Source organism: Falsiroseomonas stagni DSM 19981 (assembly GCF_900114315.1).
GTDB lineage: Bacteria > Pseudomonadota > Alphaproteobacteria > Acetobacterales > Acetobacteraceae > Falsiroseomonas > Falsiroseomonas stagni.
This window is the reverse complement of record NZ_FOSQ01000001.1, coordinates 81,469-97,282: the sequence shown is the minus strand read 5'-3', so window position 1 is coordinate 97,282 and position 15,814 is coordinate 81,469. Positions and strand designations below refer to the sequence as shown.

12 protein-coding genes are annotated in these 15,814 nt (G+C 71.6%); 3 read left to right on the top strand and 9 right to left on the bottom strand.

From position 1 onward, the window contains the following. Nucleotides 1-4: 4 nt before the first annotated feature. The 8 genes from flhA to BM041_RS00365 all read right to left on the bottom strand — a co-directional run bounded on the left by flhA (nt 5) and on the right by BM041_RS00365 (nt 9,455). Nucleotides 5-2,095, bottom strand: a complete 2,091-nt coding sequence (gene flhA, locus BM041_RS00400; RefSeq protein WP_092953841.1) for a flagellar biosynthesis protein FlhA — start codon at nt 2,093-2,095, stop codon at nt 5-7. Nucleotides 2,096-2,098: 3 nt separating this feature from the next. Next, the gene (locus BM041_RS00395; protein WP_092953837.1) at nt 2,099-3,439 is read right to left on the bottom strand and encodes a sigma-54 interaction domain-containing protein; all 1,341 of its coding nucleotides are present in this window, start codon (nt 3,437-3,439) and stop codon (nt 2,099-2,101) included. A 4-nt stretch (nt 3,440-3,443) separates the two neighbouring features. After that, nucleotides 3,444-3,773: a flagellar motor switch protein FliN gene (gene fliN, locus BM041_RS00390; protein WP_092953834.1), complete on the bottom strand. Its 330-nt coding sequence runs from the start codon at nt 3,771-3,773 to the stop codon at nt 3,444-3,446. A gap of 108 nt (nt 3,774-3,881) precedes the next feature. After that, on the bottom strand, nt 3,882-4,562 hold the full coding sequence (locus BM041_RS00385; RefSeq protein ID WP_092953831.1) for a FliH/SctL family protein: 681 nt from the start codon (nt 4,560-4,562) through the stop codon (nt 3,882-3,884). Continuing rightward, nucleotides 4,559-5,575, bottom strand: a complete 1,017-nt coding sequence (gene fliG / locus BM041_RS00380) for a flagellar motor switch protein FliG (RefSeq protein ID WP_092953828.1) — start codon at nt 5,573-5,575, stop codon at nt 4,559-4,561. The genes BM041_RS00385 and fliG overlap by 4 nt, the downstream gene beginning before the upstream one ends. Nucleotides 5,576-5,577: 2 nt before the next feature. Beyond that, a complete protein-coding gene (gene fliF / locus BM041_RS00375) occupies nt 5,578-7,248 on the bottom strand; it encodes a flagellar basal-body MS-ring/collar protein FliF (protein ID WP_092953825.1) in 1,671 nt (556 codons plus the stop codon). 235 nt (nt 7,249-7,483) lie between these two features. Continuing rightward, on the bottom strand, nt 7,484-8,206 hold the full coding sequence (locus tag BM041_RS00370; protein WP_175533643.1) for a flagellar hook assembly protein FlgD: 723 nt from the start codon (nt 8,204-8,206) through the stop codon (nt 7,484-7,486). Nucleotides 8,207-8,219: 13 nt separating this feature from the next. Beyond that, complete coding sequence (locus BM041_RS00365) at nt 8,220-9,455, bottom strand: flagellar hook-length control protein FliK (RefSeq protein ID WP_092953819.1); 1,236 nt, start codon at nt 9,453-9,455, stop codon at nt 8,220-8,222. Between the two features lie 317 nt (nt 9,456-9,772). Between BM041_RS00365 and flgE the strand changes: the two genes are divergently transcribed. The 3 genes from flgE to BM041_RS00350 all read left to right on the top strand — a co-directional run bounded on the left by flgE (nt 9,773) and on the right by BM041_RS00350 (nt 14,789). Further along, a complete protein-coding gene (gene flgE, locus BM041_RS00360) occupies nt 9,773-11,080 on the top strand; it encodes a flagellar hook protein FlgE (protein ID WP_092953816.1) in 1,308 nt (435 codons plus the stop codon). A 259-nt stretch (nt 11,081-11,339) separates the two neighbouring features. Then, a complete protein-coding gene (locus BM041_RS00355) occupies nt 11,340-12,941 on the top strand; it encodes an ABC transporter substrate-binding protein (RefSeq protein ID WP_092953813.1) in 1,602 nt (533 codons plus the stop codon). Nucleotides 12,942-12,989: 48 nt separating this feature from the next. Then, the gene (locus BM041_RS00350; protein ID WP_245761863.1) at nt 12,990-14,789 is read left to right on the top strand and encodes a CocE/NonD family hydrolase; all 1,800 of its coding nucleotides are present in this window, start codon (nt 12,990-12,992) and stop codon (nt 14,787-14,789) included. 11 nt (nt 14,790-14,800) lie between these two features. Here BM041_RS00350 and BM041_RS00345 read toward each other — a convergent pair whose 3' ends face one another. After that, a complete protein-coding gene (locus BM041_RS00345) occupies nt 14,801-15,769 on the bottom strand; it encodes a Bug family tripartite tricarboxylate transporter substrate binding protein (protein WP_092953810.1) in 969 nt (322 codons plus the stop codon). Nucleotides 15,770-15,814 lie beyond the last annotated feature (45 nt).

The following is a 15,814-nucleotide window of genomic DNA, read 5'->3' as shown; positions in this document are numbered from 1 at the left end:
GGTATCAGACCTGTCCGACGGTGCGGATGCGGGCGCGCGAGTGGATCTCGCCCTGCGCCATCACGGTGGTCATGGGGCGGAAGCGTTCCACCACGGCGCGGACATGCGCCCGGATGGCGCCGGAACAGACAACCACCGGCGTCTCCCCCTGCGCCGCCGCCTGGTCCAGCACGTCGCGCAGCCGGCGGACGAATTCCGTGAGGCGGGAGGGCGCCATGGCGAGTTGCCGATCCTCGGCCGGGCCGACCAGGGCCTCGCCGAAGGCGGCTTCCCATTCGGCGCTCAGCGAGACCAGCGGCACATGCCCGGCCGGGGCGCGCGCGGCATCGGTCAGCTGCCGCGCCAGGCGCAGCCGGACCGTGGCGACGATGGAGGGCACCGCGCGGGCGCCGGCGGAACAGGCTTCCTGCACGCCTTCCAGGATGGTCGGCAGGTCGCGGATCGACACGCGCTCCGCCAGCAGGGTCTGCAGCACCCGCTGCACCGTGCCCATGCTGGCCTGGGCGGGGATCATCTCCTGCACGATGCGGCGCTGTTCGTCCGGCAGGCCGTCCAGCAGCTTGCGCGTGTCCGCATGGGACAGAAGCTCCGCCATGTTCTCGCGCATGATCTCGGTCAGGTGCGTGGCCAGGACGCCGGCGGCATCCACCACGGTGCAGCCGCGCGCGAGCGCTTCCTCCCGCTGCTGCTCCTCGATCCACACGGCCGGCAGGCCGAAGGCGGGTTCGTGGCAGCGTTCGCCGCGCAAGGTGGGCTCCCCGCCGGACGGGTCGATGGCGAGCAGTAGCGAAGCGCGCAGCGTGCCGCGGCCCGCCTCCACTTCCTTGATGCGGATGAGGTACTGGTCGGGCTCCAGCGTCAGATTGTCCTGCACGCGGATCGAGGGCAGCATGAAGCCCATCTCGCCCGCCAGCGTGCGGCGCAGCGCGCGGATCTGGTCCGTCATCCGCGGTGCATCGCCCGCGGCCAGGGACAGCAGGCCGTAGCCGAGTTCCACCCGCACGCCGTCCACGCGCAGCGCTTCCTGTGCCTGGGCTTCCTCCGCCGCCGGGCTGCCGGGCGCGGCGGCCGCGGTGGCGGCTTCCGCCGGCTTCTCCTTGCCATGCGCACGGCCGATCCAGGCGGCACCGCCGGCAGCGCCGGCCAGGGCCAGGAAGGGCAGCATGGGCATGCCGGGCATCAGCGCCATCAGCACCGCGCCACCGGCCGCAATCGCCAGCGGCTTCGGCGCGGAACCCAGCTGCGTGGCCAGCAGCCGGTCCGCACGCCCTTCCGCGCCCGCCTTCGTCACCACGATGCCGGCGGCGACGGAGACGAGCAGGGACGGGATCTGGCTGACAAGGCCGTCGCCGACCGTGAGCAGGGAATAGGACTGCACCGCATCGCCCAGCGGCATGCCGTGGCGGCCAAGGCCGATGGCAAGCCCGCCGAGCAGGTTCACGAAGGTCACGAGGATGCCCGCGATGGCATCGCCGCGCACGAATTTCGCGGCACCGTCCATGGCACCGTAGAAGCTGCTCTCCTGCTCCAGCTCCCGGCGCCGGCGGCGTGATTCAGCCTCTTCGATGATGCCGGCGGACAGGTCGGCATCGATCGCCATCTGCTTGCCGGGCATGGCGTCCAGGCTGAACCGCGCGGCGACTTCCGCGATGCGGCCGGAGCCCTTGGTGACGACCATGAAGTTGACGACCAGCAGGATGGCGAAGATCACCAGGCCCACCAGCACGTCGCCGCCCATCAGGAAGGCGCCGAAGGCGGATACCACCTGCCCCGCCCCCGCCGGGCCTTCATGCCCATGCGTCAGGATGGCGCGGGTGGTCGCGACATTGAGGCCGAGACGCAGCAGCGTGGTCAGCAGCAGCACGGTCGGAAAGCTGGTGAACTCCAGCGGGCGCTGCAGGAACAGCGCCACCATCAGCACGAGGACGGAGGATGTGATGGAGATGGCCAGGCCGAAATCCAGCAGCACCGTCGGCAGCGGCACCAGCATGACAGCGATCAGCGAGATCACGCCGAGGGCGAGCGCGATGTCGCCGCCAGGCGTCGCGTTGGAGACCCACCGGGGAACGGCAAGCCGCGTTGTCGTGGCGCTCATCGATCAATCCACCGCATAGCCGGGGGCCGCAGGCACGGAGAGGCCGGAGGCCCGATAGTCATGGATCTTGTTGCGCAGCGCGCGGATGGAGATGCCGAGGATCTCCGCCGCCCGGGTGCGGTTGCCGAGGCAGTGGGACAGCGTGCCGATGATGAGGTCCCGCTCAACCTCCTCCACCTTGCGTCCCACCAGGCCCTCGACGCCGGCGGGCGCGGGGGAGGCAGCCGGCAGTGGCGCGCAGGGCGCCAGCTCGATCGCCTCCGGCCCGATATCGGCGCCTTCCGCCAGCAGCACCGCGCGGTGCACCGCGTTCTCCAGTTCACGCACATTGCCGGGCCAGGGATGGCGCAGCAGCGCGGCGCGCGCGGCCATCGAGAAGAGGCGGCGGTCGAGGCCGTTCGCATCGGCGTAGCGGCGCGCGAAATGCTCGGCCAGCGGCAGGATATCGGACGGCCGTTCGCGTAGCGGCGGCAGCTTGAGGCGCACGACGTCGAGGCGGAAATACAGGTCATCACGGAAGCGCCCGGCGCGAACCTCGGCAGCCAGGTCGCGGTTGGTCGCGGCCAGGATGCGCACATCGACGCGCACGGGGCGGGTGCCGCCGAGGCGGTCCACTTCCCGCTCCTGGATCGCGCGCAGCAGCTTCGCCTGCAGGCGTGGGTCCATCTCCCCGATCTCGTCCAGCAGCAGCGTGCCGCCATCGGCCTGTTCGAACTTGCCGCGGCGGGCGGCGACGGCACCGCTGAAGGCGCCCTTCTCATGGCCGAACAGCTCGGATTCCAGCAGCGCCTCCGGCAGCGCGGCGCAGTTCAGCGCCACGAAGGGGCCGCGGGCGCGACGGCTGGCGGCGTGGATGTGGCGCGCCAGGACTTCCTTGCCGGTACCGCTTTCGCCGGTGATCAGCACACTGGCATCCGCGCGCGCCACCTGGTTGGCGCGCGCCAGCACTGCCAGCATGGCGGGGTCGCGCGCCACCGGCGCCTGCGTGCCTTCCCCATGCCCGGCGGCGGCTTCGAGCATCGCCGCGATCAAATCCGCATCCGGGGGCAGCGGAAGAAAATCCCTCGCGCCGGCACGGACGGCGGCGATCGCCTCGGCCGCCGATTCCTCCGGCCCGCAGGCGATCACGGGGCAGGCGATGCGTTCCGCCGCCAGGCCGCGCAGCAGGCCGGCGACGTCATGGCCGACATGGCACAGCACCAGGTCCGCGCCGGGCCCGCGCAGATGCGCCAGCGCCGTACCCAGATGGTCCGCCTGCGCGATGGCCGCACCGCGGGACTGCGCCATGCGCGCGGCAACGCCGAGCGGACCGGACAGAGCGCCGAGGATCAGCAGGCGGGACATCCGATCACGCCGCCCTGTCGGTCTTGACGATCTCGGTCATGGTGATGCCGAGGCGATTATCTCCCACCATCACCACTTCGCCGCGGGCGACAAGGCGGTTGTTGACGTAGATATCCACCGCCTCCCCCAGCTTGCGGTCCAGCTCGATCATCGCGCCACGGCCGAGCTTCAGCAGCTGGCTGACCTGCATCGTCGCGCGGCCGAGCACGGCGCTGACCTGCACGGGGATGTCGTAGATGGCACCGAGGTCGCCGCCGCCCTGTGCCGCGCGGCGCAGCGCCGGATCGGCGTCCTTCAGCTCGTCCAGCACCAGGGGATTGCGAATGTCGCTCATGGGTCTCTCCTCAATGTCTTCAAGAAACCGGTCGGATGACGTGATGCCCGCTTGACGAGCTGCACTGCCTACTTCGGGGGTCGAGGGTGGGCATCGTTTCATCCGACCTCACGCGAGGCCGAAGCCGGCGAACGCATCCATCACCACGCGGCGCGCCGCTTCCGCATGCCGCGCCGCTTCGCCGCCACGCCAGGACGCGCGGGCATCGCCCCGCGCCAGTGACGCATCCGCCAGCACCTCCAGCCGCGGCTGGTCCGCGAAGCGGGCGGCGACGGGGGCCACCAGGTCGGGCGCCACACGCAGCGCCACGGTGGATTCGCCGGCCAGGCAGGGCAGCAGCCCCTCGGCGAAGCGGATCACCTCCGCCTCCCCGCATCGCGCCGCCAGGGTCGGCAGCGCGGCCAGCACGGCGGCCAGCGCCGCGCGCGCCACCGCATCGGCCGTCGCCTCCGCGACCTCCCGCGCTTCCGCCACGCCGAGCGAGAGGGCGGAGGCCGCATCGCGCAGCGTCGCGGCGGCCGCGGCCTCGATGCTGCGCATCGCCTCCTCCCGCCCAGCGTCACGGCCGGCGGCGAAGCCCTCGGCGCGCGCCGCTTCCAGCAGCGCGGGCAGCGGATCGGGCTCGGGCTCCGGCGTCGGCTCGGGGTCCGGTGCCGCCACATCCGGCTCCTGTTCGCTGAAATCGTCGAGCGAGAAGGCGTAGGGCGTGCCGGCCAAGGCGGAGGTGCGGGAAAGCGGGCGCGGCAGTGCGGCGAACCAGCCGGCGCCGCCTTCGTCAGGCATGCTCATTCGACCATCATCTCCTGCGCGCCATCGGTCATACGCAGCGCGCCCTGCTGGGCGAGGTCCTTGGCCAGCGCGACGATGATCGCCTGCGCTTCCTCCACATCCTTCAGCCGCACGGGGCCGAGGGCGGCGATGTCGTCGCGCAGCATCCGGCCGGCGCGTTCGGACATGCCACGCAGGAACAGCTCCCGCAGCGCTTCCGATGCGCCCTTCAGCGCGATCGCGAGCTTGTCCTTCTCCACCGCGCGCAGCAGCACCGGGATGCCGTTGGTGTCGAGGCGCTTCAGATCCTCGAAGGTGAACATCAGCTGGCGGATGCGGGACGCGCTGTCATCCGACACGCCTTCCAGCGCCGCCATCATGCGGTTCTCGGTGGAACGATCGAGATTATTGAAGATCTCCGCCATCAGCTCATGCGGATCGCGGCGCGTGGCGCGGGCCAGGTTCGACATGAACTCGGCCTTCAGCGTACGCTCCACGCCTTCCAGCGCCTCCGCCTGCGGGCTTTCCATGCGCAGCATGCGCATGACGACTTCCATGGAGAAGGCCTCGGGCAGCAGCGACAGCACGCGCGCCGCGTGGTCCGGGCGGATGCGCGACAGCACCACGGCGACGGTCTGCGGGTATTCGTTCTTCAGGTAGTTCGCCAGCACGTTCTCATTCACGTTGCCGAGCTTGTCCCACATGGTCCGGCCGGCCGGGCCGCGCAGCTCATCCATGATGAGCGCGACGCGATCCTTCGGCAGCGACCGCAGCAGCAGGCGCTCCGTCGCCTCCCAGCCGCCCATCAGCGACCCGGCATCGCCCAGCGCGTCGCTGAACTCGTTGCAGAGCTGTTCGACAACGGGGGCGGAGACGGGACCGAGCGAGGCCATGGCGGCGGAGACGTCGCGCACCTCGTCGTCATGCATGCGGCCCAGCAGCATCGCCGCCCGCTCCTCGCCCAGCGCCAGCATCAGCACGGCCGCCTTGTGCGGCCCGGAGAGCGACACGGCAGCCGCGGAAGAATAGGTCATGCTCACCTGCGATCCTCCGGGGACAGCCAGCGGCGGATCAGGGCCAGCGCCTCATCCGGATGCTTGTCGACCAGGCCCGAGACGCGGCTCAGCGAGGAGGCGCGGAGCTGGCCCTGCACCATCGCGACATCGACATATTCCTCGGCGGCCGGCACCTCATTCGCGTTGGCGGGACCGGGAAGCGCGCCGACCGCGGCGTTGTCGATGGCACCGCCATCGGCCGCCAGCATCGCGCCACCGCCCGCGGCAAGCGCCGCCTGCGGCTGCATGGAGGCGGTGATGCGCGACACCACGGGCCGGCCCAGCAGCAGCAGCGCCATCAGGGCCACCAGCGCCAGCAGCGCGCTTTCCGTCAGCCGCGTCACCACCGCCGGCGTCAGCAGCGTGGCCAGCAGGCTTGGCACATCCTCCGCCGCCGGGCCGCCCATCGGCTCCGCGAAGCGCAGGCTCGCGACCTCCAGCCGGTCGCCACGGCGTTCGTCGAAGCCGATGGCGCCACGCACCAGGGCGGCGATGCGGTCCAGCTCCTCCCGGTTCCGTTCGCGGAAGCGCGGTGCTGCGGTGCCATCGCCCGGATCCATCACGCCATCCACCAGGACCGCGACGGACAGCCGCTTCAGCACGGGCGCCTGACGGACCACGGTGCGGCTGGTCTGGCCGATCTCGAAGTTCGTCGTTTCCTCCTGCTTGTTCTCGGAGGATTGGGGCCCGCTCGACTGCGTCGTTGGCGCGCCCGGCAGCTGGTTGGCGACGGAGACGTTCTGCGGTTCACCGCTGCGGTTGGATTCGGTGGAGGAGGAGGTGCTGCGCGGCACTTGGTTGTCCGGGTCGAAGCGCTGCTCGGTGATCTGCACGCGGTCGGTATCCAGCTCGACCGTCGCCTCCACGCGCACCCGGCCGGTGCCGAGGGTGCGCTCCAGCATCTCCTCCACCCCGCGGGCAATCCGCATCTCCTGCCCGCGGCGCATCTCCTCGGCGCTCAGCGCCATGCCCTGTTCGGAACCCGGCAGCGCCTGGCCGCCGCGGGCCAGCAATTCGGCGCGGCCATCGACGATGGAGACGTTCTGCGGCTTCAGGCCCGGCACGGCGGCGGAGACCAGGTGCAGCACCGCCTGCACGCCTTCGCGATCCAGCCGCTGGCTGCCGCGCATCTGCAGGACGACGCTCGCCTGCGCCTCGCCACGCTCGCGGGAGAAGGGCTCCCGCCGCGGCATCACCAGGTGCACGCGGGCGGCGGAGACGCCGTGGAGCGTGCGGATGGAACGCGCGATCTCCCCTTCCAGGGCACGCACGCGGTTCAGGTCCTGCTTGAAGGGCGTGGCGGTCAGGCCGCCCTGGCGGTCGAAGATCTCGTAGCCGACGGAACCGCCGGCGGGGATGCCGTCGCGGGCGAGTTGCAGGCGCAGCCGCGCGACCTGTTCGGTCGGCACCATCACCTCCGCGCCATTCTGGCTGATGCGGTGGGGCACGCGGGCGCGTTCCAGCGCCTGCACAACCTGCGCGGCATCGCGCTGGTCGAGATCGCCGTAGAGCAGCGCCATCGGCACATCGGCGCTGCGCAGCGCCAGGAAGCCGATGATACCGAGCGTCGCGAGAGCAACGGAGCCCAGCGCGATCAACCGCGCGGGGCCGAGGCCACGGAGAACCACCAGAAGGTTGCCGAGGCCACCCATTACCGCCCCGCCTTCATGCCCGTTGCCAGCTTGCGCACCATGCGATCTCCCGGGCGGCGTCCTGCCGCGCGGTGGGCATCTTCTGCCGGGCGCCTTTACCTCCTGTTAACCGCGGCTCGTTCCGGTGGCATCACTTACTGAGTCATTTCAACGGGAAACAACGCACTGCAAGCCATTGATTCCGGGGGCGTGGCACCGGCAATCCCTGCCGGGTGCGCCACCAACGGGCCCGTCATCACCGCACGCGGCGCAACGAATCGAAACCGGTTGTCATCGCGCCGACGGCCAGCTGCACGCCATCCTGGTCCTGCGAGATCCCGGTCACGGTGCCCGCCACCACGGCGGACAGCGCGCCGGTGGTGCCGCCGGTGGCATCCACGCCCGTCACGCGCAGCCCGTAGCGGCCATCGGCCAGCCCGCGGCCCTGCGCGTTCCTGCCATCCCAGCTCCAGCCGGTCGCGGCCGCGCCGAGCGGCACCACCGCATCCCGGATCACCGCGCCGGTGCTGTCCGTCAGCGCCACGCGGGCGCGCGTGACGTTGCCGGAGGCTGGCGGCATCCGCACTTCCTGCGCCGTGCCGTTGGAGAGTTGCAGATGGTCGGCGGAGACCTCCACCTCCCGCCCCATCATCGGCGTCGCCGCCACGAGGGCGGAGGTGCGTTGCAGGCCGAGCAGCGCTTCCATGTGCTGGTTGGTGGCGATCTGCTGCTCCACCCCCGCGAATTGCGCCAACTGCTGCGTCAGCTGGTTGGGGTCCATGGGCTGGGTCGGGTCCTGGTGCCGCAGCTGGGTGGTCAGCAGCTTCAGGAAGGTCGTCATGTCGCCGCCGAGCGACCGCGCCGCATTGGCGGCGGCGGAACTTGTCGCCGCATTGGCGGTGGCGGTGCTGGTGGCCGTGGCGGCACCGGTGGTGCTGCGCGTCGCGGTGGCGGCGGCGGCGGTGGTTGCGGTGGTCATCGGGATCCTCCCTTCAGAGAGCAACGTCGAGCAGCCCGCGCGCGACCAGGCGCTGGGGTGCGATAGCAACCATGTCGGCGCCGGCGGCGCCGCGCTGAACCCAGGGCTGGGCCGGGCCGGGCCCATCCTCGGCGCCCTGCCGGCCACTGCCCTGCCCCTGGCCGCCGCGCTGTCCCGGCTCCCCCAGGCTCATGCTGAGCGTGTCGGCTTTGGTATCGATCCCGGCGGCCTGCAGGGCCTGCTCGATCGCGCCTCGGTCGCGCGCCAGCAGCATCAGCGTCTCCGGCCGCTCCACCAGGATGCGCACCTGCGTGGCGCCGTCCCGGCTGGCTTCCACCGCCACCTCCACGCCGCCTAGTTCGGCCGGGCGCAGCTGGACGATGAGGCGGGAGGCGTCGCCGCCCTTGGCGACCTGCGCCAGGATCACCGGCGCCAGCTGCTGCGCGGGCACCGCGGCGGCACGGGCGTAGGGGCGCTGGGCGGCGGCAGGGGCTTCCGGCGGCGGGGCGGCCGCCAGCGCCTGGTGGGGGCTGGCGGCGGGCACGGGCGCGGCATCCTGCTGGGGCCCCGGCTGGAGGTCCGCCAGGCCGGGCTCGGGCGGGGTGTCGGCCATGGCGGCCCTGGTGGCGATGTCAGGCTGGGTGCGGGTCGTGTCGCCGGTCGCGGGCCCCGGGGGCTGCGCGGCCTCCGCGGCGCCGGGCTGGTCGGCCAAGCCCGCGGACGGCTCGGCGCGGGAGGATGCCGCAGCGGCGCCACCGGGCTGCGCGGATGAGGGGATCGTGGGCGCCAGCGTGGCCGCCATCGCCTTGCCCGCCGCCGCATCGCCAGCCGCCACGGGTTGCGCGGGCGGGGCGCCCGGCATCACGGCACCGGGGAGGGCGGCGTCGGCCAGGGCCGCTTCGGGCAGGGCGGCGCGCTCCGCGGTCACACCCGCCTCGGCCGTTCCCTCCGCCCCAGGCTTGCCGGTGCCCTCGACCTCAAGCGGCGTCTCTTCGGCCATGGCGGCCAGGCGGGGCGCGGGGTCTCCATCGGTGGCGGGCGGGGGTTGCACCGGCTCCGCCTGGGCCTGCGGGGATGCCTCGCCCGTCTGGTCCCCGGCTGCCTGGTTCCGGGCCGCCGGTGCCTCCGCCGCGTCGAGCGCAGCCGCGAAGCCACCGCGCCCGGCACCGCGCGCCGGCGTCGCCGCGGCATCGGAGGAGCGGGAGGCAGCAGCGGAGGGGGAAGCCGGGGTCGGGACGGGGGACAGCATGATCGGTGGTGATCCGGGGCAAAGGTGCCGAAGCTGTGAACAGCAATGAACGGGCCACCCGCCCCTTCACGCCCTGCCAAGGATTCCCTCGCGCCTCGGTCGCCCCTTGGGGCGATTCCGGCCCGGCCAAGGATGCCGGGCCGGCATCTATTGCCGGGCGGTTAACGTCGCCTGGCCTCGTAAACCCGGCCTTAAACCTTGCCTCAGGTATTGGCACGGGCCTTGCTCTGTCCCTGGCACCGCCACCCCTCGCCTTCCCGGGCGACAGGACCGGCGATCACCCCTCGGGCGAACCCACAGGAACCAAGGTCAGCCGCATGTCCCTCTTCAATTCCCTCGCCACCGCCGTCTCCGGCATGAATGCCCAGGGCCGGGCCATCGCGAACATCTCGGACAACGTCGCGAACAGCCAGACCACGGGGTACAAGCGCCTCGACACCAATTTCGAGGACATGGTCGTCAACGCCGGCACCGGCCGCTTCACCGGCGGCGTGGTTGCCAACACCGTCGCCACCAATGACGTGCAGGGCACGATCAGCCAGGTGGACAACCCCCTGGCGATGGCGATCAGCGGCCGCGGCTTCTTCAGCGTGGCGCGCCCGATCGCCAGCGCGTCGGGCGAAACCGATTTCGACAGCCGCGCCATGTTCACCCGCGCCGGCGATTTCCGCATGAACAGCGAGGGCTACCTGCAGAATGGCAGCGGCGACGTGCTGCGGGGCTGGTCCGTGGACCCCGCCACCGGCAGGCCGGACGCGACGCGCCTGTCCCCCATCCGGATCGACCGCGCCAGCCTGCCGCCGGCGCCGACCGAGGCCGTGACGCTGTCCGCCAACCTGCCGGCCGGCGCCGCCACCGGCACCAGGGGATCGACCCAGGCGCAGGTCTATGACCAGCTGGGCAACCTTCATCCCCTCGATCTCGGCTGGGCGCGCGGCGCGGATGACAACAGCTGGACGCTGGCGGTGACGCGGCCGGCGCCGGGCGGCGGCCAGGCGGCGGAACTCGGCACCTTCACGGTGAATTTCGGCACCAACGGCGCCCCCGCCGGCACGATCGGGGAAGTGCTGGACGGTGCCGGCAACACGGTCGGCCGCTTCGATCCCGCGAACCCCGCCAATGCCCTGCTGAACGTCACCGGCAATTTCGGCGGCACCGACCAGGCCATCGACATCGACCTCGGCCGCTTCGGTTCCACCCAGGGCGTCACGCAATATGGCGGCGCGGCCTATGAGCTGCGCAGCGTGTCCCGCGATGGCGGCCCGGCCGGCGCCGTCGCCTCCGTCAGCACCCAGGCCGATGGGAAGGTCGTGGTGAACTACGACAATGGCGAAAGCCGCACCGTCGCGCAGGTGCCGGTGGTGAGCTTCGCCGACCCGGACGCGCTGGAACGGCTGGACGGCCAGGCCTTCGCCGCGACGCAGGAGGCCGGCCGCCAGCAGGTCTCCGCCATCGGCGCCAATGGCACCGGCACGCTCCAGGCCGGTGCGGTGGAGGGGGCGAATGTCGACATCGCCGCCGAATTCTCCAAGCTGATCGTCGCCCAGCGCGCCTATTCCGCCAACACCAAGCTGGTGACGACGGCCGATGAGCTGCTGCAGGAAACGGTGAACCTGAAGCGCTGATGCGGCCTGCCTTGCGGGGGTGACCAGGACGGCCACCCCCCATCCCGCGGCAGGATGCCGCGGCGCTGCCCCGGCCACGCGGTCGCCAGGATGGCGGCCGCCCGCGTCGGGAATCATCGCCCGGCCCCTTCCACCGCCATACCAAGCCGGTGGTTGACGCTGGTGCAGGGATGCGGAAACTTGTCCCGGATAATGGGATCTCGGCGTACCAGCCGGCACGGCGGAGGCCCCGACGCAAGAAACCCGGGGAAACTCCAGCATGACACCGCCCAGGCCGCGCCCGACCTCGGTTCTTCTCGCTGCCGCCACGATGGCAGGGCTCGTCGCCACCCTCGCGGCGCCCCCCGCGGCCGCGCGTGACATCACCATGGGCCGGGTGGCAGAGCACGCCGCCATCGACCCGCATTTCAACAATGCGGGCAATGACGCATCGACGATGCGCAACATCTACGACAGCCTGCTGAACTTCGACGTCAACCAGGCGATCGGCCCCTCCCTCGCCGCCTCCTGGCGCGTGCTGGATCCGCTGACCTGGGAGATCCGGCTGAGGGAAGGCGTGCGCTTCCATGACGGATCGCCCTTCACGGCGGAGGATGTCGTCTTTTCCCTGACCCGCGCGAAGGACGTGCCGAACAGCCCGTCGAGCTGGGCGCGCAATGTCGGCGACATCGCGACCATGACGGTCGTCGATCCGCTGACCATCCGCATCACCTCCGCCGTGCCGACGCCGCTGCTGCTGGAACAGATCGGCCAGGTCTACATCGCATCCCGCCGCGCGGCGCAGGGCGCGACGACGGCGGATTTCAACAGCGGCCGGGCCGCGATCGGCACCGGGCCGATGCGCTTCGTCTCCTGGACGCCGGGCGACCAGATGCGGCTCACGCGATTCGATGGCCATTGGCGGGGCCCCAGCGAGTTCGAGCGCGTGACCGTGCGCTTCATCACCAACCCCGCGGCGCGGCTTTCCTCCCTGCTCTCGGGCGGCGTCGACATCATCGATGGCGTGCCGCCCGGCGACGTGGCGCGGCTGGAACGCGAACGCGGCATCCGCGTGACCTCCATCGTCACGCCGCGCATGGCCTACATGGCACTCGACAGCGCGCGGGATGAAAGCCCCTTCGTGACCGATGCCGAGGGACGCCCGATGGCGCGCAACCCGCTGCGCGACCCGCGCGTGCGGCAGGCCATGTCGATGATGATCAACCGGGAAGCGCTGGTGAACACGCTGCTGTCCGGCGGCGGCGTGCCGGCCGGGCAGATCGTGCCGGTGGGCCAGGGCGGCTACGATCCCGCGCTCGCCCCCATGCCCTTCGATGTCGCGCGCGCCCGGGCGCTGCTGGCGGAAGCGGGCTGGCCCAACGGCTTCGGCCTGACCATCCATTCCTCCAACAACCGCTTCCCGCAGGATGCGGCCATGGCGCAGGCGCTGGGGCAGATGCTGGCGCGTGGCGGCATCCGGGTGAACGGCGTCACCACCATGCCGTTCAACGTCTATATCGGCCAGGCGACGGACCAGCGCTTCTCCGCCTTCCTCTTTGCCTATAACAGTGCCTCCCCCCATTCCGCCGACGGGCTTCGCGGGCTGCTGGCCACGCGGGACCTCTCGCGCGGCCTCGGCGGCACCAATCGCGGCCGCTATTCCAACGCGGAATTCGACGCCGCCCTCGCCCGCGCCCTGGCTGCCTTCGATGAGGAGGAGCGCAACCGCCTGCTGGTCGATGCCACGCGCATCGCCATGGCGGACCAGGGCATCATCCCGCTGCTGTGGCAGAAATCCTTCTGGGCATCGCGCGGGGATATCGAGCACGCCGCCAACATGCTCGACGAGACCTCCGTCCGCTTCGCGCGGGTCGTGCGATGAGCACGCACTTGAGTTTCCTGCGATGAGCACGCATCGGAGTATCATCAGGTGAGCACCACGCTGCGCGTGCCGATGCGGGATGGCGCCTCGCTCGCCGCCACGCTGTATCGGCCGGAAGGTGCCGGGCCCTTCCCGGTGGTACTGGAACGCACGCCCTATGGCCGCGATGCGCCCCGGCGCATCGAGGTCACGGCAGCCGACCCGGTGCCGATGGATGGCCCGCGCCTGGCCGCGCATTTCACCCGCGCGGGCTACGCCGTGCTGCTGCAGGACAGCCGCGGCCGCGGCGATTCCGACGGCGTGTTCGAGAAATACCTGAACGAGGGCGCGGACGGCTTCGACAGCTGCGCCTGGATCCTCGGCCAACCCTGGTGCGATGGCCGCATCGCCACCATCGGCATGTCCTATGGCGCCCATTCCGCCGCGGCGCTGGGCTGCCTGGACCCGCCGGGTCTGGTGGCGCAGGTGCTGGATTCCGGCGGCTTCGACAATGCCTGGCGCAATGCCGTCCGCCACAACGGCGCCTTCGAACTCAAGCAGGCGAGCTGGGCCTTCAACGAGGCACGCCGTTCCCCCGAAGCCGCGCGCGACCCCGTGCTGCGCGCGGCGCTGGAGGCGGAGGACCTGGGCGCCTGGTTCACCCGCATGCCCTGGCGCGCCGGCCATTCGCCGCTTCGCCACCACCCCGACTATGAACGCGTGCTGCTGGACCAGTGGCGGGCTGGCGCCTTCGACGCCACCTGGCAGCGCGTCGGCCTCTGGGCGGAGGGATTCCACGACCGCTACAGCCGCGCCACCGTGTTGCACATGTCGTCCTGGTTCGACCCCTATCCCGGGACCGTGACGGCCAACTACAGCGGCCTGAAGCGCGCCGGGCGCGGGCAGCAGCGCCTCATCCTCGGCCCCTGGACGCATGGGGAGCGCAGCCAGCGCGTCTTCGGCGATGTGGATTTCGGCGCCGAGGCACCGATCGATTCCTGGGCCGGGGACTGGAACCGGCAGCGCGTCCGCTTCCTCGACCACGCCGTGCGCGGCATCGCGGATGGGGAGCCGCCGGTGCGCATCTTCGTCATGGGCGGGGGCAGCGGGCGCCGCACGCCGGAGGGGCACCTGGACCATGGCGGGCGCTGGATCACCGCCACGGACTGGCCTCTGCCGGATGCCGCGCCGGCCACCTTCCACCTGCATGGCGATGGCGCGCTGCGCCCGGAGGCGCCGGCCGCCGGCGCCACGCCGGTGAGCTTCCGCTTCGACCCCGCCCATCCCGTGCCCACCATCGGCGGCGCCTTCTCCTCCCTCGAACCCCTCGCGCTGCCGGGCAGCCAGGACCAGACGGAGGGGCCGGGCTTCTACGGCTGCACGCCCCCCTTCCTGCCGCTGGCCTCCCGCCCGGATGTGCTGGTCTTCCAGACCGCGCCGCTGCGTCATGCCGTGCAGGTGGTGGGGCCGGTGGAGGTCGATCTCTTCGTCGCCACCGACGCGCCGGATACCGACTTCACCGTCAAGCTCGTCGATGTCCACCCGGCTTCCGCGGATTATCCCCGCGGCTATGCCATGCTGCTGGGCGATACCATCCTGCGGCTGCGCTACGCCGAGGATCCGTCGCGCCCGCGCCTGGCGGAACCCGGGCAGGTGCGGCGCATCCGCCTGTCGCTGCCGATCGCCAATCTCTTCCTGCCGGGCCATCGCATCCGGCTCGACATCGCCTCCTCCAACTTCCCGCGCTTCGACGTGAACCCGAATACGGGGGAGGCGGAGGGCATGGCGCGCGGCCTGCGCATCGCGACCAACACCGTCTTCGTCGATGGCGGAAGGCCGAGCCGCCTGGTGCTGCCCCTGCTGGATTGAGGCGCGCGCCCTCAATCCAGCCGGATATTCGCGCTCTCCGCGATCGCCTTCCACATCGGCACCTCGGCGCGCATCCGTTCGCCGAGCGGCCCGGGGCCGGAGAGGACGAGTTGCGCGCCGGCCGCTTCCAGCCGCTGCGCCAGGGACGAACCCTGCGCCAGCGGCGCCATCTCCGCCGCCAGCGTGTCCACCACGGCTTGCGGCGTGCCCTTCGGCGCGAACATCGCGTACCAGATGGTCACGCCATAGCCGGGCGCGGCTTCCGCGAGTGAGGGCACGTCGGGCAGCACGGGGCTCCGCTGCGGGGACGTCACGGCGATGGCGCGCAGCCTTCCCTCCCGCACATGCGACATCGTCTCCAGCAGCCCCACGATCAGCAGGTCCGTGTCCCCGGCATAGAGCGCGGTGACGCTCTGCCCCGCACCGCGATAGGGGACATGCAGCAGGTCGATGCCCGCGCGCGCCTTGAACAACTCCCCGCCCATATGCGTGGTGGCGCCATTGCCGGCGGTGGCGAAGGAGATGCTGCCAGGGCGTGCCTTGGCGCGCGCGACCAAGTCGGCCAGGTCCCGGATCGGGCTGTCGGGCCGCACCAGCACGCCCATCGGCGCGTCCAACACGATGGAGACCGGCATGAAATCCGCGATGGGATCGTAGCCGGGGTCGCGCATCACCGCGGGCAGGATGGTGATGGCCGATGTCGTGAACAGGAAATTGTGCGCATCCGGCGTCGCCATCACCGCGCGCGTGCCGAGCAGCCCGCCCGCGCCCGGCCGCGTCTCCACGATGAAGGGCTGGCCGAGGCGACGCTGGAGATGTTCCGCGATGAAGCGCGCGGGAATCTCCACCGGGCCGCCGGGCGCGAAGGGGATGATGAAGCGCACGGGCTTGCTGGGCCAATTCGCCTGCGCCTGCGCCAGCCCCGGCAGCGGCAGCAGCGTGGCGGCGGCACCCATCAGGGCACGGCGGGTGATGCGCATGGCGTTCCTCCAGCTTTCTTGGCCGGAAGCCTACGACGGCGGCGC